The 18,619-nt window shown below is 75.0% G+C and carries 20 protein-coding genes; 8 read left to right on the top strand and 12 right to left on the bottom strand.

Annotated features, from left to right (window positions below; all coding sequences use genetic code 11):
* Nucleotides 1–26: 26 nt before the first annotated feature.
* From AB0E77_RS17830 to AB0E77_RS17820, 3 genes are read right to left on the bottom strand one after another with little or no spacing between them, the layout of a single operon-like run.
* Nucleotides 27–830 (bottom strand): SAM-dependent methyltransferase, encoded by an 804-nt coding sequence (locus tag AB0E77_RS17830; RefSeq protein ID WP_361571302.1) that lies wholly within the window; start codon nt 828–830, stop codon nt 27–29.
* A gap of 48 nt (nt 831–878) precedes the next feature.
* Nucleotides 879–1,625 (bottom strand): isocitrate lyase/phosphoenolpyruvate mutase family protein, encoded by a 747-nt coding sequence (locus AB0E77_RS17825; RefSeq protein ID WP_361571299.1) that lies wholly within the window; start codon nt 1,623–1,625, stop codon nt 879–881.
* Nucleotides 1,622–2,092 carry a hypothetical protein gene (locus AB0E77_RS17820; protein ID WP_361571296.1) on the bottom strand — a complete coding sequence of 157 codons (471 nt, stop codon included), beginning with the start codon at nt 2,090–2,092 and terminating at the stop codon, nt 1,622–1,624. The genes AB0E77_RS17825 and AB0E77_RS17820 overlap by 4 nt, the downstream gene beginning before the upstream one ends.
* A gap of 117 nt (nt 2,093–2,209) precedes the next feature.
* On the opposite strand from AB0E77_RS17820, the gene AB0E77_RS17815 reads away from it, so the two are divergent.
* Nucleotides 2,210–2,746, top strand: coding sequence for a hypothetical protein (locus AB0E77_RS17815; protein WP_361571294.1), 537 nt, complete (start codon nt 2,210–2,212; stop codon nt 2,744–2,746).
* A 10-nt stretch (nt 2,747–2,756) separates the two neighbouring features.
* On the opposite strand, the gene AB0E77_RS17810 is transcribed toward AB0E77_RS17815, so the two are convergent.
* On the bottom strand, nt 2,757–3,791 hold the full coding sequence (locus AB0E77_RS17810; RefSeq protein WP_361571291.1) for a rhamnogalacturonan acetylesterase: 1,035 nt from the start codon (nt 3,789–3,791) through the stop codon (nt 2,757–2,759).
* A gap of 1 nt (nt 3,792) precedes the next feature.
* Nucleotides 3,793–4,878, bottom strand: a complete 1,086-nt coding sequence (locus AB0E77_RS17805) for a glycoside hydrolase family 43 protein (protein WP_361571289.1) — start codon at nt 4,876–4,878, stop codon at nt 3,793–3,795.
* 155 nt (nt 4,879–5,033) lie between these two features.
* On the opposite strand from AB0E77_RS17805, the gene mmuM reads away from it, so the two are divergent.
* Nucleotides 5,034–5,939, top strand: a complete 906-nt coding sequence (gene mmuM, locus AB0E77_RS17800) for a homocysteine S-methyltransferase (RefSeq protein ID WP_361571287.1) — start codon at nt 5,034–5,036, stop codon at nt 5,937–5,939.
* Here mmuM and AB0E77_RS17795 read toward each other — a convergent pair.
* The 5 genes from AB0E77_RS17795 to AB0E77_RS17775 form a co-directional block, all read right to left on the bottom strand.
* Nucleotides 5,930–7,468: a carboxylesterase family protein gene (locus AB0E77_RS17795; RefSeq protein ID WP_361571285.1), complete on the bottom strand. Its 1,539-nt coding sequence runs from the start codon at nt 7,466–7,468 to the stop codon at nt 5,930–5,932. The genes mmuM and AB0E77_RS17795 overlap by 10 nt on opposite strands.
* Nucleotides 7,469–7,652: 184 nt before the next feature.
* Nucleotides 7,653–8,792 carry a DUF6596 domain-containing protein gene (locus AB0E77_RS17790; RefSeq protein ID WP_361571344.1) on the bottom strand — a complete coding sequence of 380 codons (1,140 nt, stop codon included), beginning with the start codon at nt 8,790–8,792 and terminating at the stop codon, nt 7,653–7,655.
* An 8-nt stretch (nt 8,793–8,800) separates the two neighbouring features.
* On the bottom strand, nt 8,801–9,208 hold the full coding sequence (locus AB0E77_RS17785; RefSeq protein WP_361571283.1) for a YciI family protein: 408 nt from the start codon (nt 9,206–9,208) through the stop codon (nt 8,801–8,803).
* A 128-nt stretch (nt 9,209–9,336) separates the two neighbouring features.
* On the bottom strand, nt 9,337–10,005 hold the full coding sequence (locus tag AB0E77_RS17780) for a hypothetical protein (protein ID WP_361571281.1): 669 nt from the start codon (nt 10,003–10,005) through the stop codon (nt 9,337–9,339).
* Between the two features lie 61 nt (nt 10,006–10,066).
* Nucleotides 10,067–10,390 (bottom strand): hypothetical protein, encoded by a 324-nt coding sequence (locus tag AB0E77_RS17775; RefSeq protein WP_361571278.1) that lies wholly within the window; start codon nt 10,388–10,390, stop codon nt 10,067–10,069.
* 187 nt (nt 10,391–10,577) lie between these two features.
* On the opposite strand from AB0E77_RS17775, the gene AB0E77_RS17770 reads away from it, so the two are divergent.
* A complete protein-coding gene (locus AB0E77_RS17770) occupies nt 10,578–10,982 on the top strand; it encodes a VOC family protein (protein ID WP_361571273.1) in 405 nt (134 codons plus the stop codon).
* Here AB0E77_RS17770 and AB0E77_RS17765 read toward each other — a convergent pair.
* Both AB0E77_RS17765 and AB0E77_RS17760 read right to left on the bottom strand, forming a co-directional pair.
* Entirely contained in the window at nt 10,962–11,651 is a 690-nt protein-coding gene (locus tag AB0E77_RS17765; protein ID WP_361571266.1) for a helix-turn-helix transcriptional regulator, read from the bottom strand. The two genes, AB0E77_RS17770 and AB0E77_RS17765, sit on opposite strands and share 21 nt — an antisense overlap.
* A gap of 18 nt (nt 11,652–11,669) precedes the next feature.
* The gene (locus tag AB0E77_RS17760) at nt 11,670–12,812 is read right to left on the bottom strand and encodes a YihY/virulence factor BrkB family protein (protein WP_361571264.1); all 1,143 of its coding nucleotides are present in this window, start codon (nt 12,810–12,812) and stop codon (nt 11,670–11,672) included.
* A gap of 98 nt (nt 12,813–12,910) precedes the next feature.
* Here AB0E77_RS17760 and AB0E77_RS17755 point away from each other — a divergent pair, with 98 nt between their 5' ends.
* The 5 genes from AB0E77_RS17755 (at nt 12,911) to AB0E77_RS17735 (ending at nt 18,529) form a co-directional block, all read left to right on the top strand.
* Nucleotides 12,911–14,545, top strand: coding sequence for an acyl-CoA dehydrogenase family protein (locus AB0E77_RS17755; RefSeq protein ID WP_361571261.1), 1,635 nt, complete (start codon nt 12,911–12,913; stop codon nt 14,543–14,545).
* A gap of 335 nt (nt 14,546–14,880) precedes the next feature.
* Complete coding sequence (locus tag AB0E77_RS17750; protein WP_361571259.1) at nt 14,881–16,200, top strand: GAF domain-containing protein; 1,320 nt, start codon at nt 14,881–14,883, stop codon at nt 16,198–16,200.
* 182 nt (nt 16,201–16,382) lie between these two features.
* Nucleotides 16,383–17,684 (top strand): hypothetical protein, encoded by a 1,302-nt coding sequence (locus AB0E77_RS17745; RefSeq protein ID WP_361571256.1) that lies wholly within the window; start codon nt 16,383–16,385, stop codon nt 17,682–17,684.
* Nucleotides 17,685–17,745: 61 nt separating this feature from the next.
* A complete protein-coding gene (locus AB0E77_RS17740; RefSeq protein WP_361571254.1) occupies nt 17,746–18,318 on the top strand; it encodes a GNAT family N-acetyltransferase in 573 nt (190 codons plus the stop codon).
* A gap of 127 nt (nt 18,319–18,445) precedes the next feature.
* Nucleotides 18,446–18,529: a putative leader peptide gene (locus AB0E77_RS17735; protein WP_343234115.1), complete on the top strand. Its 84-nt coding sequence runs from the start codon at nt 18,446–18,448 to the stop codon at nt 18,527–18,529.
* The last annotated feature ends 90 nt before the right edge of the window (nt 18,530–18,619 follow it).

The following is an 18,619-nucleotide window of genomic DNA, read 5'->3' as shown; positions in this document are numbered from 1 at the left end:
GCCGGCGGTCCGCCCGGTCCGTCCGCTCAGGGCTTGAGTGCGACGCCGCTGACGCCGACCTCGGCCGTGGTCTCCGGGGGCAGGGTGGGGTCCGGGCGCCAGTCGGCGGACGGCACCACACCGGGTTCGACCAGCTCGAGCCCGGCGAAGTAGCCGGCGATCTCCTGGGGCGAGCGCAGATGGTAGGTGTTGGCCGACTGCGCGTTGTAGGCCTCGACGGCGGTGTTGAGGGCGGCGTTGCGGTTCGTGCCGTCGCTCAGGGCGAGGTAGCTGCCCGGCGGCAGCGCCTCCACCAGCCGGGCGACGAGCTCCGCGGGCCGGTCGTCGTCGGAGATCTGCCCCATGATGCCCAGCATGGTCAGGGCGACCGGCCGGTCGAAGTCCAGGGTCTTGGCGGCCTCGGCGAGGATCCGGTCGGGGTCGCGCACATCGGCGTCGATGTAGGCGCAGGCCCCCTCCTCGGTGCTGGTGAGCAGCGCCTCGGCGTGCGTCAGGACCAGCGGGTCGTTGTCGACGTAGACGATGCGGCTCTCCGGCGCGATGCGCTGGGCCAGCTCGTGCGTGTTGTCCGCGGTGGGCAGGCCGGTGCCGATGTCGAGGAACTGGCGGATGCCGGCCTCCCCCGCCAGGAAACGCACGGCGCGCGCCAGGAAGGTGCGTTGCAGGCGGGCGACGGCCGCGAACTCCGGGAAGGTCGACAGGATGACGTCGCCGACCTGACTGTCGACGGGATAGTTGTCCTTGCCGCCCAGCAGGTAGTTCCAGACACGGGCGGAGTGCGGGCGATCGGTCTGCAGCCTGGCCCTGACTTCATCACGCGGGTGATCCATGGGGACAGCTTCACACAGAGCAATGCCTCCGGGAGGCAACTTGAGGGGTCAACCACCCAGCTTTCGCACGTCGTCGTAGCTCGGCACCCCTCCGTCGGGGGCCCGCCCGGACCGGATGCCGGCCACCGCCTCCAGGGCCGCGCCGAGAGCGCGCCGGTACAGCAGCGAGCCCAGGCTCACCCGGCGGACGCCGAGGTCGGCCAGGTGCGGCAGGGCGGGGCCGGCCGGGGTGTAGAGGACGTTGAGGGGGACGTCGAGGTCCCGGACCAGGGCGGCGATCGTGCGCGGGTCGCTCACGCCGGGCACGAAGACGCCGTGGGCGCCCGCCTCCCGGTAGGCGTCGAGGCGCTGTGCCGTTCCCTCGCCGTCACCGAGCCAGTACGTGTCGGTGCGGGCGTTGACGAAGAGGCCGGGGGCGGCCGACCGCACCGCGGCGATCTTCGCGGCGTGCCGGTCGACGGGGCCGAGACCGTCCTCCAGGTTGATCCCGACGGCACCGACGGCCGCCACCTGCCGCGCGAACTCGGCGACCTCGTCGGGGTCGTCGCTGAAGCCGCCCTCCACGTCGACGGAGAGGAGGAACGGCTCCGAGCCCAGGGCGAGGGCCAGCCGCAGCGTCTCCTCGCGGGTCGCGGCGGCCCCGTCGGGCAGCCCGCTCGCCGCCGCGACGCCCAGGCTGGTCGTGCCGACCGCAGCGAAGCCCTGGCCGGCCAGGAGGAGTGCCGAGGCGTGGTCCCAGGCGCACGGCAGCAGCAGCGGCTCACCCGCGCGGTGCAGCTCGGCGAAGGCGGTCACGACAGCTCCCCCACGGCGTCGGCGTAGTACGCGGACTCTGCGACGTGCAGGGCGAGTTCACGGAAGGTCCAGCCCTCGCCGGGCGAGTGGTCGAGCTGTTCGGCGGTGAGCGCCCCGAGGCGGTCGGCCCAGATCCGGGCGAGCCGGGTGAGGCGGCTGCGGGCCTCGTCGAGGTCCTCCTGGGTGAACGGCGCGCGGTCCGCGTCCGTCGTGATCGCCGAGGCGTGCCAGTGGTCGGGCTGCGGCGGCTCGCCCGCCAGGCGCGCCTCCAGTTCGGCGAGATGGTCGATCAGGTGGTCGGCGACGCGACGGACGGCCTTGTGCGGGGTGTAGACCCGGCCGTCGACGTGGGCGGGTTCCCCGTCCCAGCCGGTCCAGGTGGCGGCCACGTCGAGGACGTGGCCGACCATACCGGTGACGGCGTCGGCGGGGGTGACCGGGGCGGTGGCGGTGTTCGTGTCGCTCATGTCCCCGACGCTAAGGGTCCGTTGGTTCGGCCCCGGCCGAAGTGTCCGGCGCCCTCGGGCGGGTACCCGGACGGCTACCCGGAGTCACCGGCTTCTTCGACCGTCCGGAAGGTGGACATGGCAACCATGGAGCGACGCGACGGCCGCCCCGAGCGGCGGTGGCAGGACAAGTTATGGGTGATCGGCCTGATGGTGCTGGTCGTCGGTGTTGCGACCCGTATGGCCTTCAACGGGTTCGCGGGGTGGCTGCCGGCCCTCGTGAGCGCCGCGCTGACGAGCTGGTACGCCGTGTGGCTGGTGCGCCGTCGCCGGCGCCACGACGCCCGCACCACCGGCACCGCTCCGGACGACGTACCCGCCATGGAGCGGCAGATCCTCAAGGGCGCGCCGCCGCCGGCGGAACCCGGGCAGCGGCGGGCCATGGCGGCACTGGTCGACTCCCGGCAGCAGCGGCTGCGGCGCCACCGCTGGTGGGCGCTCCCGCTCCTGGCCGTGATCTTCTTCGGCACCGCCGCCCTGTGGTTCGCCTCCGGCGCGGTGGCCACGGGCGGCTGGATGCTGGCGGCCGCGGTCGTCGCCATGACGTGGATGGTCTGGTACCACGTCCACTACGACCGCCGCCTGTCGCAGATGCGCCGCCGCCTTCAGGGCTGAGCCGCGCGCCTCACCGCACGCCGCCCGCGGGCACCAGGTGCCGGGCGACGAGCTCGTCCCGCACCAGGCCCGCGTAGACGGTGGCGCCGTACGCGGAGGTGTGGGTGTTGTCCCGCTTCTCGTCGTAGAGGTAGAGCGCCTTGGAGCCCTCCACGCCGAGGGACTCCACGAGCGCCTTGGTCCTCGCCGTGAGGTCGATCAGCGGCACGCCCTCGTCGCCGGCGACCGAGCGGACGACGGCCGGGTGGTCGACGCCGAGGCTGTTGACGAGCAGTGCGGTGCCGTTGTTCAGCGTGCCGTCGGCGTTGAACCAGCGGCGGACGATCGGCGTCACGAGGACCGGCCGCCCGCCCTGCTCCCGCACTCCGGCGACGAGGGTCTCCAGGTTGGCCCGGTAGGTCGCCGCGTCGGTCGTCTTGTCGTTGTGCGCGAGCTGGACGAGCACCAGGTCCCCGGGGCGGATCAGCGGCCGTACGGTACCCCACAGCCGCTGGTCGGCCAGGTAACTGACCGTGCTCTCGCCGGAGTCGGCGTAGTTGGCGACGGACAGGCCCTTGCGCAGGTACTGGGGCAGCTGCTGGCCCCAGCCCGAGTACGGGGCGCCGGGCTGGTCGCAGACGGTGGAGTCGCCGACGAGGAGGATCTGGCGCACGTGCCGGGCCGGGGTGACCCGGATGCCGGCGAGTGCGGGCGCGGAGCCGCCGACCACCAGGTCGAGGCCGGACGTGCCGTCGGGCCCGGTGGGCTCGCCCTCGGGGGTGCGCACGTCCACGGTGAAGCTGCGGGCGACCCGCTCGCCGGCCCCGGTGGCGGTCTCGGGCAGCAGGGAGCGCCGGGACTCGCCGCTGACGGCGGTGACGGCCGCGCTGTCGCCGCCGAGCAGCACCTGCACGTCGTACGTGCCCGGCGGGACGTCGAAGTGGCAGGCGGTGGCGGTGCAGTTCCCCGGGAGGCGGGGTGCCGCGTGTGCCGTCCCGGCGGTGGCGACGGCACCGGGGACGGCCAGGCAGAGGGCGACGGCGGCCGCGGACACGCGTCGTCCCATCTCAGGCACCCGCCTTCGCCGTGTCGGCGACCGGGACGCCGAAGTCCGGGGTGCCGTCCGGTTTCCAGCCGAGTTCCTGGACGCGGGTGTGACGGTTGGGGTCGTCGAGCGGGTCGCCGCTGATCTCCCGGTACTGGCGGGCGTGGTAGACGAGGACGTCGGTGCGGCCGTCCTCGGCGACGGTGAAGCTGTTGTGGCCGGGGCCGTACTGCCCGGTGGTGTCGTTGCTGGTGAAGACGGGCGTCGGTGACTTCGACCAGCTGGCGGGGTTCATGAGGTCGGCGTCCGCGTCGGCCGTCAGCAGGCCCATGCAGTAGTTCGCGTCGGTCGCGGCGGCCGAGTACGTCATGAACAGCCGGCCGTTGCGGGCGATGACCGACGCGCCCTCGTTGACCTTGAAGCCGACGCACTCCCAGTCGTACTCCGGGGTGGACAGCCGTATCTGCGGGCCTGTCAGGGTCCACGGGTTCGCCATCCGCGACAGCCACAGGGCCGTGTTGTTGTCCATGCCCGGCTCGTGCTGCGCCCAGGCCAGGTAGCGAGTGCCGCGGTGGGTGAAGGTGGTGGCGTCCAGGGAGAAGGTCTCCCACGCCGTCCTCACCTGGCCGCGCTCCACCCAGGTGCCCCGCAGGGGGTTCGGGTGGGAGTTCTCCAGCACCCAGATGCGGATGTCCCAGACGCTCTCGGCGGGCGCGGCGGCGAAGTAGACGTACCACTTGCCGCCGATGCGGTGGATCTCCGGCGCCCAGATGTGCGCACCCATCGCGCCGGTGGCGTGCTTGCGCCAGACCACGGACTCCTCGGCCGTCGCCAGGCCGTTGATCGTGCGGGAGCGGCGCAGGACGATCCGGTCGTACTCGGGGGCGGTCGCCGTGAAGTAGTAGTGGCCGTCGGTGTGGCGGTGGATGTGCGGGTCGGCCCGGTTGCGGACGAGCGGGTTCACGTACGGGGCGGCCTTCCGCGGGGCGGCGGAGGCGGTGCGGGGGACCGCCGTCAGGGCGCCCGCGGCGGCGGCGCCCTTCAGCAGCAGGCGGCGGCCGGGGGCGGGCCGGCGGGGCTGGACGGGCGTATCGTCGGCGCGGCTCATGCGGGCTGCCTCTCGACGGGGAGTTCGACACGCACAGGTGGTTCGAGATGTCGAACGCCACCTGGAATGACGAACGCCGAAAAGGTAAGGGGGGAACGGGGGAAGGTCAACGGGTCCGACACCGGAGACCTGGCCCACTGGCTAACCTCGTCCCCATGACCAGCGACTTCGCCGACGCCCTCGGCCGCGGCCGGCCCCTCGTGCTCGACGGCGGAATGTCCAACCAGCTGGAGTCGGCCGGCCACGATCTGAGTGACGGTCTGTGGTCGGCGCGGCTGCTCGCGGAGGAGCCCGAGGCGGTCACGGCGGCGCACCTCGCCTACTTCGAGGCGGGCGCGGACGTGGCGATCACGGCGAGTTACCAGGCCACCTTCGAGGGGTTCGCCCGGCGCGGCATCGGCCGGCGCGGCGCCGCCGCGCTCATGGCGTCGAGCGTGGCGTCGGCCCGGGAGGCGGCCCGCCGCGCGCGGACGGACCGCCGGCTGTGGGTGGCGGCGTCGGCGGGTCCCTACGGGGCGATGCTCGCGGACGGCTCCGAGTACCGGGGGCGCTACGGCCTCACGGTCGCGGAGCTGGAGCGCTTCCACCGGCCCCGTCTGGAGGTCCTGGCCGCCGCCGGACCGGACGTGCTCGCTCTGGAGACCGTCCCCGACACCGACGAGGCCGCGGCGCTGCTGCGGGCGGTGCGCGGACTGGGCGTGCCGGCCTGGCTGTCGTACACCGTGGCGGGCGGCCGCACCCGTGCCGGGCAGCCGCTGGAGGAGGCGTTCGCCCTGGCGGCGGACGCGGACGAGGTGGTCGCGGTGGGCGTGAACTGCTGCGCCCCGCAGGACGCGGCGGGTGCGGTCGCCACGGCCGTGCGCGTCACCGGCGGACCCGTCGTCGTCTATCCCAACAGCGGCGAGTCCTGGGACGCCGGCGCCCGCGGCTGGACCGGCCGCTCCGCCTTCACCCCCGCCCGGGTGCGGCAGTGGCGGGACGCCGGGGCCCGGCTGATCGGGGGGTGCTGCCGGGTGGGCCCGCAGGAGATCGCGTCGGTCGCGGCGGCGGCTCAGGCCTGACGGGGCATCGCGGGCCGGTCGGCCGAGCGCCGCACCAGGCGCCTGGACCAGGCCCCCCGCGCGGTGACGTCGGCCTTCCACAGCTGGAACTCGGCGTCGTGCGGGCCGTACGCCACGTGCGGGACGCCGTCGCCGAAGACCCGTACGGGGTGCGTGGCGTCCCACGTCCGCCAGCCCGGGTCCCCGGTCTCGGCGAACCGGACCCACGCCCCGTGCATCGCGTCGGCCAGTTCCCGCGGGGCCCCCTCGCCGGCGAGCCGGCGTGCGTCCGGTCCGTCCCCGGAGTCGAAGACGAAACCCAGCTCGAGGGCGTGGCAGGCGCCCAGGTCGGGCAGGTTCGACGGCCAGGCGAACTCGTACACGTGGGACGAGTCCGGCCGGGCGTCGGCCACCCGGTGCAGCGGGATGCGCAGCAGGTGGTCGGTGACCAGCTGGCCGACGGTCTCGGCGACGCCGGCGTCCGGGCGCAGGGCGCGGTAGCCGCGTACCACCTCGTTGCCGCAGTGGCAGCGGGCCCGCGCGCCCGCCAGGGCGACGGCGCCCAGCCGGTCGACGCGCTCGAGGAGGCCGCCGGGGACCAGCCAGAGCCGGTACTCGTCACGGGTCCAGCCCATCATGAGGTCGACGCCCCGGGCCGCGTCGCCGTCGACGACCGCCTCCAGCGGGTCGGCGGGCAGCACGTCGCCGTCGACGACGAGGCCGAAGGCGGGGCCGCCGAGCACGGGGCTGCTGAGCCGGCCCACCTCGGCCTGGGCGCGCAGCAACTGCTCGCGGTCGGCGGCGGCGAAGGCCTCCGCGGTCGCCGGGATCTTCAGCCGGGCGGCCATCCGGCGCACCATGCGGCGCACCTTGTCGCGGTCCGACGCCTCCGGCGCGCCGCTCTGCAGGACCGCGCGCCGCATCAGACCCCGGGCCTGCGGCGCGGCGAGGAGGGCGCCGATGCTGATCGCCCCGGCGGACTGGCCGGCGACGGTCACCCGGTCGGGGTCGCCGCCGAAGGCCGCGATCGACCGCCGCACCCACTCCAGCGCGGCGATCTGGTCGCGCAGTCCGGCGTTGGCGGGGGCGTCCGGGAACAGTCCGTAGCCCTCGACGCCCAGACGGTAGTTGACCGACACGCAGACCACGCCGTCGCGGGCGAAGGTGCGGCCGTCGTAGACCGGCACGGCGGAGGATCCCCTGGTCAGCGCGCCGCCGTGCAGCCACACCAGGACCGGCAGCCGCGCTCCGGGGCCCGGTTCCGGCGTCCAGACGTTGAGGTTGAGGCAGTCGTCGCCGGGGATCGCCGGGTCGGACAGGTACTGGGCGAACGCCTCGGAGTACGGCGGTTTCGGCGCGGTCGGGCCGAAGGCGCCCGCGTCGCGCACGCCGTCCCAGGGCTCCGGATCCACGGGTGGCCGGAATCTGCGGGGGCCGAAGGGGGGCGCCGCGTACGGGATGCCGCGGAACACGGCGATCCCCTGCTCGTGTCTGCCGCGCACCGCCCCGAAGGGCGTGCGGACCACGGGGTCCGTCCGGCCTGCCGTCATGCGCTCACCAGTCCTTCGCCGCGCTCTCGCACCGTCGTACCGCCGCGCCGCGCACCGCTCACGTCACATCGAGCGTCGCGCCGCCCGGAGGTGTTCCGGTCCGATTCCATGATCCCGCCATCGGGACGCCGCCGCCCACCGGATTGTCCGGCGGCACGGTGGGCGACCACAAGGTCGCCGGGTGTCACCGTCCGGTGTTGAGGTGGGCGGCCCGGCGGATCAGGTAGTCGCGCTCGGCGAGGTTGGGTGCCTGGTGGGCCGCCTCGGCGTACAGCCGTGCCGCCGTCGTCACGTCGCCTTCGCGCTCGTGGAGGTAGGCGGCCACCGCGGTGTGGCGGGGCAGCGTGTCGTCCAGCTCCGCGAGCGCCGCGAGGCCGGCGCGCGGCCCGTCGGCCTCGCCGACGGCGACCGCGCGGTTGAGCCGGACGACCGGGCTGTCCGTCAGCCGCTCGAGCTCGTCGTACCACTCGACGATCTGCACCCAGTCGGTCTCCTCGGCGGTGGGCGCGTCGGCGTGGAGCGCCGCGACGGCGGCCTGCGCCTGGAACTCGCCGAGACGGTCGCGGGCGAGGGCCGCCTGGAGGATCCCGACGCCCTCGGCGATGGCCGCGGTGTCCCAGCGGGACCGGTCCTGTTCCGCGAGCGGCACCAGGCTCCCGTCGGGCGCGGTCCGGGAGGCGCGCCGGGCGTGGTGGAGCAGCATGAGGGCGAGCAGCCCGGCCACCTCGGGGTGGTCGACCGAGGCGGCGAGCTGCCGGGTGAGCCGGATGGCCTCGGCGGCGAGGTCCACGTCGCCGGAGTAGCCCTCGTTGAAGACCAGGTAGAGGACGCGCAGCACGGTGGCGACGTCGCCGGGCCGGTCGAACCGCACGCCGGAGACGGTGCGTTTGGCCCGGCTGATGCGCTGCGCCATGGTCGCCTCGGGCACCAGATAGGCCCGGGCGATCTGGCGGGTGGTGAGCCCGCCGACGGCGCGCAGGGTGAGGGCCACCGCGGAGGCCGGCGTCAGCGACGGGTGGGCGCACAGGAAGTAGAGCCTGAGCGTGTCGTCCACCGTGGGCGCGGGGCCCGGCGGCGGCTCCTCGTCGACGCGGTCCTCGCGCCGGCGGCGGGCGGCGTCGGAACGGAGCGCGTCGAGGTACCGGCGCCAGGCCACGGTGACCAGCCAGCCCCTGGGGTCCCGCGGGGGGTCGGCCGGCCAGACGCGGAGCGCCTCGAGCAGCGCGTCCTGCACGGCGTCCTCGGCCGCCGCGAAGTCGGCTCCGCGGCGGACGAGGATGCCGAGGACGCCCGGCGTGAGGCCGCGCAGGAGGGCCTCGTCCATCGGTGAGGTCATTCCGTGATGGTGGGCGGCGCCGCCAGGAAGGGCCGCACCTCGAGCCACTCGTGGATCGGCTTGCCGCCGGCCCCGGGGGCCGCCGACAGCTCCCCGGCCAGCTCGACGGCGCGGTCGTAGCCGTCGACGTCGATCACCATCCAGCCGGCGATGAGGTCCTTGGTCTCGGCGAACGGGCCGTCGGTGACCGGCGGGCGCCCCTCTCCGTCGTAGCGGACCCACGCGCCCTCGGGGGCGAGTGCCTGGCCGTCGACGAACTCGCCGGTCTTCTCCAGGCGGGCCGCGAAGTCGTTCATGTACTGCATGTGCGCGGAGATCTCCTCCTGCGTCCACCGGTCCATGGGGACGTCGTTGACCGCGGCCGGGGCGCCTCGGTAGTGCTTGAGCAGCAGGTACTTGGCCATGGTGACTCTCCTCGGTGCTGTGCGGCCCATTGTGGCCGCCTTCACCCCGGGGACGGAGCCGGACGCGGGTTCTCGACATCGGTGCCGGAGTTTTTTTCCGGGCTCTCTTCCCTCCCCCGGCCCGGTGCTCAGCCGCCCATGTCCACGCTGTTGTCCGGTGCGCCGTCGCCGGCCGGGGGCAGGTCGCCGCGTTCCACGGGCGTGCCGGCGGGCCGGGGCGAGGGCAGGGTGGCCACGGCCTCGGCCGCGTCGGGCCGGTGCACGGAGTCGGCGGCCTCGCGCAGGACCGCGCGGGGCACGGCGCCGGCGTCGGCGGTGAGCCGGATGACGAACCCGTTCTTCGGCAGGGCGTACTCGTGGCGTCCGCCGCCCGTGCGGTACAGCGTCGCCGCGTCGGGCTCGCAGGTGGTCCGCTCGGCGCTCGTGTCGCCGACCGGCAGCTCGCGGCAGGTGTCCTCGGTCATCGAGCCCCGCTCCACGGCCAGCCGCAGCACCGCGCCCGAGGCGTCGACGACGTAACTCGCCGAGAAGCCGTCGTCGCCGACGACACCCACGGACTGGGGGGCCAGGGTGAGGCCGGGGGTCCCGGTCACGTAGACGAGTTCGGGGGCGATGCCGAGCGCCTGGGCCCGGTTCTCCAGCTCGTCGGGGGTGACGATGTCCTCCTCGGCCGCCGCCGAGGCCTCCGCGGCGGCGGAGGCGGCGACCGGGTCCCCGGCCGGCCTCTCCGTGCCGCAGGCGGTGAGCAGCAGAGGGGACAGCAACAACAGCGGCAGGACGTGCGTGCGGCGCATCATGCGCCCATCCTGCCGCACAGGTGTTCCCCGCCCGCCGTGCCGGGCTGCCGTGGCCGCCGGGTCAAGGGCGGTGCGCCGCCGCGTCCTTGGAGAGCTGGACGGCCGAGCGCAGGCTCAGGCCGGGGGCCGCCTGGCGCAGGACCTTGACGGCCCGCACGGAGTCGGCCGGGCCCTCGTGGCCCGCGGCGGCGAGCCGCTCGTGGACCCAGCGGGCGCGCAGGGCGGCGTCGGGGACGGCGGCCGCGCGCTCCACCAGGGCGGCGGCGCGCTCCAGGCCGGGCCGTTCCTCCGGTGACGCCTCGGCGAGCGCCTCGCGCAGGCCGGCGGCGATGACGTCCGCGTCCCGCAGGACCACGATCTCGGATTCCGCTCGTCTTCCCAGCATGGCGTCATGGTCGGCTCCACGGGCCTTGCGGATCAAGGAACTTGAGGGCTTTCTGAGCTGCTCCGCCCGGGCGGCGTGCCCGGCCGGGGTGTCCGGGGAGTGCCCGGCCGGGGTGTCCGGCGGGTGCCCGGCCGGGGTGTCCGATTCCTTCAAGACCGGCGTCCGCCGCCCTGCCTACGGTGGCCCCATGACCGCACGATTCGACGCCATCGGCCTCGTCGTCTCCGACATGGCCGCATCCGTGACCTTCTACCGCCGGCTCGGCTTCGCCTTCCCCGAGGGCGCCGGGAGGGAGCCGCACGCCGAGGCCGAACTGCCGGGCGGGCTCCGGCTGCTGCTGGACACCGAGGAGACCGTCCGCTCCTTCCACCCCGGGTGGCGTCCGCCGGCGGGCGGCGCCCGGGCATCGCTCGCCCTGCTGTGCGACGCGCCCGCGGAGGTGGACGCGCTGTACGAGGAGCTGACCGGAGCCGGGTACCACGGTGAGCTGAGGCCCTGGGACGCCTTCTGGGGGCAGCGGTACGCCGTCGTGCACGACCCGGACGGCAACGGCGTCGATCTGTTCGCCGCGCTACCGCCGGCGGCCCAGTAGCTCACCCGCGGTGACGCCCGCCAGCTCCCGCACGTCCCGCGCCAGATGCGCCTGGTCCGCGTACCCGGCCCGGGCGGCGGTCTCCGCCAGGGGGGTGCCGGCCCGGGCCAGGGCGAGGGCGCGTTGCAGGCGCAGTACGCGGGCCAGCGTCTTGGGTCCGTAGCCGAAGGCGGCCAGCGAGCGGCGGTGCAGCAGACGCGCCCCGATGCCGAGTGCGTCGGCGGTGGCGGCGACCGGGCGGCCCGCGTCGAGGGCGGCCACGACGCGGCGCAGCAGCGGGTCGGGGGGTCCGGCGCCGGCCGCCAGGGCCAGCGCCGCCTCCTCCAGGCCCCGCGCCGGGTCGGCGGCGGCGTTCACCCGCGCGGTCAGGCGTCGCACCTCGGCGGCGGGCCGGAGGTCGGCCAGGCCGACACGCCGGTCGCGCAGGGCGTGCGCGGGGACGCCGAGGAGGGCGGGCGCGGTGCCGGGGAAGAGGCGGACGCCCGCCCAGGGGCCCTGGACACCCTCGGTGACGTAGGCGCGGGTGTCGGGGCCGGCGACCAGCAGCCGGCCGTCGTGCCACAGCAGGTCCATGCAGCCGTCGGGCAGGACACGTCCCGGGCCGTCGCCGGTGGGCGTGCTGGTCCACACCACCGCGCCGGGCAGTCGGCAGGCGCGCTCCGCGTACACGCCGGCCAGGCTACGTCCTCAGGAGGCCTCGGGCTTGTCCTGGTCCCTGGGAGGTGTGTGCGGTGTGTGCTTCGTGTGGGAGCGCAGGCGGGCCGTGACGTCCTCCGGCGGCAGGAACCGGGACCAGCGCTCCGGGAACTCGGAGGGCATGTCGGGGTCCGACTCGCCGCTCGCGGCGGCCCGCGCCACGTACTCGGCGACCTGCGCCTGCCGCAGCCGCTCGTTGGCCTCGCGGGCCGCGGCGGTGGCGGCGGCCGGCCAGACCCGGTCGATCGCCGCGTTGACCGCGGCCCCGACGAGCACGGCGAACGCGGACACACCGATCCACAGCAGCACGGCCACGGGCGCGGCGAGCGAACCGTAGATGGTCGGGCCCTCGACGGTGCTGGTGAGGTAGATGCGCAGCAGGAAGCTGCCCAGCACCCACATGGCGAGGGCGACCAGGGCGCCGGGCACGTCCTCGATCCACGGGGAGCGCACGGGCACCGACACGTGGTACAGCGTGGTCAGGAAGGCCACGGACAGGATGATCACGACGGGCCAGTACAGGACCTGCACGACGGTCGTGGACCAGGGCACGACCCGCACCACGGCGTCCGGCCCCGCCACCATCAGCGGCAGCGCGACCGAGCCGATCAGCAGGGCCACGATGAACAGCAGGAAGGCCATCAGCCGGGTCTTGACGATCCCCCGGACCCCGTCGAGGCCGTACATCACGGTGATCGTGTCGATGAAGACGTTGACCGCGCGGGAGCCGGACCACAGGGCGAAGAGGAAGCCGATGGAGATGACGTCGGGCCGGCCGCCCTTCATCACGTCGTCCAGGATCGGCTCGGTGATCTGCGTGACGCCCTTCTCGGAGAGCACCGCGCGCGAGGCGTCCAGGATGTTGGAGCGCAGGCTCTCGGTGGTGTCGGCGCCGATCCAGGAGTCGACGTAGCCGAGCAGCCCGAGGAGGCTCAGAAGCAGGGGCGGCACCGAGAGCAGGGTGAAGAAGGCGGCCTCGGCGGCCAGGCCGAGGATGCGGTACTCCATGCACGAGTTCACCGTGTCCTTGAGCAGCAGCCAGGCGGTCCTGCGTTTGGAGACGTTCCGGTAGAGGACCCGGGCACGGTGGAGCCGGCCCGAGGGCCGTTCGGGGGATTCACTTGCTGGCTGCACGCCCTAAAGGTATCCGCCGCGGCCACCCGCACTCATCCGCGGACCGCCCCGGGACCGACGGGGCCCGTGCCGTCCCAGGGCGCGGTAGGTTCGCCGTCATGGCAGGCAGCACCCACACCGTGACCAACCAGCCGCCGCCGCTGGCCGGCTACGACGTCTTCACCGCCGACCGGGCCCTCGTGGCGGCGGTCGAGCGGCACCTGGCACCGGAGCTGCACGAGGAGGCGATGGCCGGCCTGTCGGGGCTCGGGCGCAGCTGCGGCTCCGCGCAGGTGCAGGAGTGGGGCGCGCAGGCGAACGCGGACCCGCCGGTCCTGCGCACCCACGACCGCTACGGCCACCGGATCGACGAGGTCGACTTCCACCCGGCCTGGCACCGGCTGCTGGGCAAGGGCGTCGCCGCCGGCCTCACCGCGGCCTGGACCCGGCCGGGCGGGCATGTGCGGCGGGCCGCCGGGTTCCTCGTGTGGACGCAGGCCGAGGCGGGCAACGGCTGTCCGCTGTCGATGACCCACGCGGCGGTGCCCGCCCTTCGCGCGGACCCGGACCTGGCCGCCGAGTGGGAACCGCGGCTCACCGCGCAGGTGTACGACCGCGGGCTGCGGCCGGCGCACCTCAAGGCCGGCGTGCTGTTCGGGATGGGCATGACGGAGAAGCAGGGCGGCAGCGACGTCCGGGCGGGCACGACCGCGGCCCGGCCGCTGGCCGAGGACGGGACGTACGAGCTGACCGGGCACAAGTGGTTCTGCTCGGCGCCCATGTCCGACGGCTTCCTGGTGCTGGCGCAGGCTCCCGGAGGGCTCACCTGCTTCCTGGTGCCGCGGGTGCTGGCGGACGGCACCCGCAACGTGTTCCTGATCCAGCGGCTGAAGGACAAGCTGGGCAACCGGTCCAACGCCTCCGCCGAGGTCGAGTTCGCCGGGACCTGGGCGCGCCGGGTCGGCGAGGAGGGGCGCGGGGTGCGCACCGTCATGGGCATGGTGGCGGCGACTCGGCTGGACTGCGTGCTGGGATCGGCGGGGCTGATGCGGCAGGCCGTCGCACAGGCGGTGCACCACTGCGCGCACCGGGAGGCGTTCGGCGGGAAGCTGATCGACAAGCCGCTGATGCGCAACGTGCTGGCCGACCTCGCCGTCGAGTCGGAGGCGGCGACCACGCTCGCGCTGCGGCTGGCGGCGGCGTACGACGACGGGAGCGAGCGGGAGCGGGCGCTGCTCAGGCTGGCGGTGCCGGCGGCGAAGTACTGGGTGACCAAGCGCTGTGCGCCGGTGGCGGTGGAGGCGGCCGAGTGCCTGGGCGGCAACGGGTACGTCGAGGAGTCCGGGCTCCCCCGGCTGGTGCGCGAGTCGCCGCTGAACTCGGTCTGGGAGGGCGCGGGCAACGTCCAGGCGCTGGACGTGCTGCGGGCGCTCGGCCGGGAGCCGCTGGCCCTGGACGCGTATCTGACGGAGGTCGGTCTCGCCCGGGGCGCCGATCACCGGCTGGACGCGGCCATCAGGGACCTGCTGACGGAACTCGCCGACCTGGAGGCCGCCGAGGGGCGGGCACGGCGGCTGGTGGAGCGGCTGGCGCTGGTGCTCCAGGGGTCGCTGCTGGTGCGGTACGCGCCGCCGGCGGTCGCCGACGCCTTCTGCGCCGCGCGGCTGGGCGGCGACGGGGGCGCGGCCTTCGGCACGCTGCCGCCGGCCCTGGACCTGGCGTCGGTGGTGGAACGGGCCCGGCCGGTGGTCTGACCGGTTGTCCGCCTCCCGCCCCGCCGGCCGCGCGGGAGGCGGACGGGCGCGGCACGGGGGTGGTGCTGCGCCGACACGGCACCACCCCCGCCACACAGGCCTGTTCAGGCCGCGTACGCCGCTCGGGGCGGCGTGGCACAAGTTTCGGACACGGTCACGGCCGTCCACCAGGGTTGCAAGGGGTTGCAACTTGCTGCCGACTGTGTGCGGACTGTGTCCGTCCGGCATGGGAAAGCGGTCAGTATGAGACGAACATCCGGGACGATCACGGGCTCACCGCCGGCCGGCCGCGGGGCCCCTCGTCCCGGCACCTGCTTCCGGGAGGACGAGGACCAGTGGCGCTCTCGCCGATCAACGTGACGCAGCTCGCCGCCGTCGACACGGCGCGCGCGGCGCGGATGCTCAGCGAGGTCCGCTCCGCCAGACTCTCGGGCGGGCGCGCCCCGGCGGCGCCGCGTCCGGTGATCGAGCAGTCCTGGGCGCGGATGCTGCGCAGCGGCGTCGACCCGGACCACGACTTCCGCGCCGGGCTGCTGTCCCGGGAGGAGGTGCAGCGGCGGCGGGAGGCCTCGCCGCTGCGGCACGTGCTGCCGGTGCTGCGGGAGGGGCTGCTGTCGGTCGCGGACGTCGCCCACCACATCATGGTGGTCGCCGACGACGAGGGCCGGGTGCTGTGGCGGGAGGGCAGCACGCCGGTGCTGCGGAAGGCCGACGGGCTCGGCTTCGAACTCGGCGCGGACTGGCGGGAGGACGTGGTCGGCACCAACGGCGTGGGCACGCCGGCGGTCACCCGGCGGCCGGTCCAGGTCTTCGCCTCCGAACACTTCGTGCGCTCCCAGGCGACCTGGACCTGCGCCGGGGCGCCGATCACCGACCCGCGCAGCGGCCGGCTGCTCGGGGTGGTCGACGTGAGCGGGCCGCTGGAGACGATGCACCCGGCCACGCTCGCCTGGGTCGACTCGGTGGCCAAGCTCGCCGAGGCCCGGCTGCGCGAGCTGCACACGCAGTCGCTGGAGCGGCTGCGCGCGGTGGCGGCGCCGGTGCTGGCCCGGATCGACGGGCGCGCGCTGGTGGTGGACCGGGACGGCTGGACGGCCGCGGTGACGGGGATGCCGTACGCGGAGCGGGTGGTGCTGCCCGGGTCCCCGGCGGCGGGTCCGAGGTGGCTGCCTGCGTTCGGGGCGTGCGTCGTGGAGCCGCTGGCCGAGGGCTGGCTGGTGCGGGTCGCGGCGGAGCCGGTGCCCGAGGCCACGCCCCGGATCGTGCTCGACCTCGGCCGGCCGCGCCGCTGGGCGGTGCGGGTGCTGGACGGCGCCGGGTCCTGGGAGCGGGAACTGAGCCCGCGGCACGCCGAGTTGCTGTATCTGCTGGCCGTCCGGCGCGACGGCCGCAGCGCCGCGGGGCTGGCGGAGGACCTCTTCGGCGACCCGGCGCGCACGGTGACCGTGCGGGCCGAGATGTCCCGGGTCCGGCGGTATCTCGGGGCCTATCTGCGGCACCGGCCGTACCGGTTCCGCGACGACGCCGAGGTGGAGGTGGTCCTCCCGGACGACCCCCGTGATCTGCTGCCCGACTCGGCGGCGCCGGCGGTGACGGAGCGGCGGGCGGCGGCGCCGGCCGGAGCGGTGCCGCCGAGCCGGGTGCCGGAGCCCTGAGCCGCGGACGGGGCCCGGACGCCCCCGGACGGCCCCCGAAAGATGGTTCGTTTCCGCATATTTGCGGCGTCCGGCTCCGCGGGCCCTCCGCCTGCCGTAGCATCCTCCACGGACCGCCCCTCCTGCTTCTCGGTCAACGCACGGAACGCCGGGCGCAGTTGGATCGGGGCCGTGGAGGTGTGATGAAGCAGCGCGGCAGACATCGCCGGCGCCGTCGGGGCAGGGCGTTGCGCGCGGCCCTGACCGGGGCCGCGCTGGCCCTGACCGGTGCCGCCACGCTGATCAGCACCTCGCAGGCCGAGGTCGCCGGTGACCACGGCGCCCTGGAGCCGATCGCCGTGACCGACGCGCTGCGGCTGACGGAGCACCGGGTGCCCGCGCCCTGGCTCGACCGGCTCTCCGCCGCTATGGGCGGGCCGGTGAGCGCCGACGCCGTCCTCAACTCCGCCGACCACACCCTGCGCGACGCCGCCGACTGCACGGCCGGTGAGCGCGAGGCGCTGCCGGTCTCCCCCGCGGCCACGCGGGCCTACTGCTGGGACGCCGAGGAAACCCGGGGCTGGCGGCCGGGTGCGGTCACCACCTCCCAGGACGCCGGCGCGGACGGCCGCTGGGGCTCCCGCCGGGTCGTCCTGTCCGCCTGGAGCCGCGACGACGGCACCTCCGGGGCGTCCGGTCCCGCCCGGGTCTCCTTCGTCGACGCCGACACCCCCGGTCGCCCCGCCTACACCTCGGCGCTGCTCGCCGTCCCGGTGGACGGCGGCCGCGACTACCGGGCGCTCGCCTCCCCCGTCTCCGGCATGGTCTGGTACCGGGACAAACTGCTGGTCACCGCCGGCGCCGGGGACCGCAACGCGCTGTACGTGTACGACGTGGACCGCATCCAGCGCGCCACCGCCGACGCCGACGCGGTCGGCCGGGTGCCCGGCGGCTGGGCGGCGTACGGCCACCGGTACGTGCTGCCCGCGGTCGCCTCCTACCGTCTCGCCGGCACACCGGACGCCGCGCGCCCCGCCGCGCTCTCCCTGGACCGCGGCACGGCCCCGGAAGGCCTGGTGGCGAGCGAGTACGTCCCCGACGGCGCCGACCGGCCCACCCGCCTGTGGCGCTACGCGCTCGGCGCGGACCCGGCCCACTCGGGCCTCGCGGCCACCGACTCCGCGGGGCACGTGGACGCGCGGGAGGCGTACGAGACCGGGGCGACCGAGGTCGTGGGCGTGCTGGCGCACCGCCCGCCCGGCGCCGCGCGCTCCTCCTGGTATCTGGACCGGCCGGCCGGCGACGGGGACGGGCCCGGGGAGCTGTGGCGGCAGGACACGCAGGGCGCGCGGGCCGCGAAATGCGGCGCCGACCGCTCGCGCCAGTGCTGGAGCGGGCCGCCGGGCCCGCTGGCGTACCGGGCGGACACCGGTGAGCTGTGGTCCCAGTCGGGCGGCATGCTCTTCGCGCTGCCGCTGTCGTCGTTGGACGAGACGCTCGGCTGACCGCCGGGTGCCTTCGGACCGGGATCGACAGATCTCGCGGCCGGATGATTCCCTGACCGGCATGACCAACATCGCCGTGACCACCTGGTCCCTGGAGCAGACCGCGCCGGCCGATCTGCTGCCGGCCGCCGCCCCGGAGGGGGACGTGCGGATCGTCCGCTCCGAGGTGCCCTCGCCCGAGTTCAGCCGCTTCCTGTACGCCTCCGTCGGGGGCGACATCCGCTGGACGGACCGGCTGGGCTGGACCTACGCGCGGTGGCGGGAGCACCTCGAGCGCCCCGGGGTGGAGACCTGGGTGGCCTACGAGCGGGGCACGCCCGCCGGGTACGTGGAGCTGACGCCCGGGGACGACGGCGTCGTGGAGATCGAGTACTTCGGCCTGATTCCGGCCTTCCGCGGCCGGCGCATCGGCGGGCACCTGCTGTCGTACGGGACCGCCCGCGCCTGGGACCTCGCGGACCGCTGGCCGGGGCTGGCCACGACCAAGCGGGTGTGGCTGCACACGTGCAGCAAGGACGGCGAGTTCGCGATGGACAACTATCAGCGCCGCGGTTTCCGCCTTTTCGACACCAAGGTCGACGAAGAAACGGAGGTGCAGACTCCGGGCCCGTGGCCCGGGGCCTTCCCGTCCTGACCTGCGCCGAAGCGTCCGTTTTCGGCCTGTGTGACCCACGACACCCCTGTCTCGCGCTTCGGGACAGGGGCGTCCGCATTTTGGACGAAGCTGGACTGTGTCCAGATCGCCGTGCCACGCTTCCGTCATGTCCGGAACTGGAATCGCCTTGGTGAGTCGGCGGCACGTCGACCTCGGCCGCATGTCCAGCGCCATCTGTCCGATGCGCTGAGAGCCCCTCCAGCACCACCCGGATTTCTCGCATTCGCCTCCCCCCGCGCAACGACGCGCACGTATGCCCATGCGCCGCGCGCGCAGGTCA

This window comes from Streptomyces sp. NPDC032940, from assembly GCF_040636935.1.
Taxonomy (GTDB): domain Bacteria; phylum Actinomycetota; class Actinomycetes; order Streptomycetales; family Streptomycetaceae; genus Streptomyces.
The sequence above is the reverse complement of the archived record's forward strand: the minus strand, read 5'-3'. Positions and strand labels throughout refer to the sequence as shown.

Coding starts and splice junctions, on each gene's coding strand:
- AB0E77_RS17740 (WP_361571254.1), top strand. CDS start 17,746: ATGACCAACATCGCCGTGACCACCTGGTCCCTGGAGCAGACCGCGCCG.
- AB0E77_RS17805 (WP_361571289.1), bottom strand. CDS start 4,878: ATGAGCCGCGCCGACGATACGCCCGTCCAGCCCCGCCGGCCCGCCCCC.
- AB0E77_RS17755 (WP_361571261.1), top strand. CDS start 12,911: ATGGCAGGCAGCACCCACACCGTGACCAACCAGCCGCCGCCGCTGGCC.
- AB0E77_RS17735 (WP_343234115.1), top strand. CDS start 18,446: ATGTCCGGAACTGGAATCGCCTTGGTGAGTCGGCGGCACGTCGACCTC.
- AB0E77_RS17780 (WP_361571281.1), bottom strand. CDS start 10,005: ATGATGCGCCGCACGCACGTCCTGCCGCTGTTGTTGCTGTCCCCTCTG.
- AB0E77_RS17815 (WP_361571294.1), top strand. CDS start 2,210: ATGGCAACCATGGAGCGACGCGACGGCCGCCCCGAGCGGCGGTGGCAG.
- mmuM (WP_361571287.1), top strand. CDS start 5,034: ATGACCAGCGACTTCGCCGACGCCCTCGGCCGCGGCCGGCCCCTCGTG.
- AB0E77_RS17775 (WP_361571278.1), bottom strand. CDS start 10,390: ATGCTGGGAAGACGAGCGGAATCCGAGATCGTGGTCCTGCGGGACGCG.
- AB0E77_RS17795 (WP_361571285.1), bottom strand. CDS start 7,468: ATGACGGCAGGCCGGACGGACCCCGTGGTCCGCACGCCCTTCGGGGCG.
- AB0E77_RS17820 (WP_361571296.1), bottom strand. CDS start 2,092: ATGAGCGACACGAACACCGCCACCGCCCCGGTCACCCCCGCCGACGCC.
- AB0E77_RS17785 (WP_361571283.1), bottom strand. CDS start 9,208: ATGGCCAAGTACCTGCTGCTCAAGCACTACCGAGGCGCCCCGGCCGCG.
- AB0E77_RS17830 (WP_361571302.1), bottom strand. CDS start 830: ATGGATCACCCGCGTGATGAAGTCAGGGCCAGGCTGCAGACCGATCGC.
- AB0E77_RS17810 (WP_361571291.1), bottom strand. CDS start 3,791: ATGGGACGACGCGTGTCCGCGGCCGCCGTCGCCCTCTGCCTGGCCGTC.
- AB0E77_RS17745 (WP_361571256.1), top strand. CDS start 16,383: ATGAAGCAGCGCGGCAGACATCGCCGGCGCCGTCGGGGCAGGGCGTTG.
- AB0E77_RS17770 (WP_361571273.1), top strand. CDS start 10,578: ATGACCGCACGATTCGACGCCATCGGCCTCGTCGTCTCCGACATGGCC.
- AB0E77_RS17790 (WP_361571344.1), bottom strand. CDS start 8,792: ATGGACGAGGCCCTCCTGCGCGGCCTCACGCCGGGCGTCCTCGGCATC.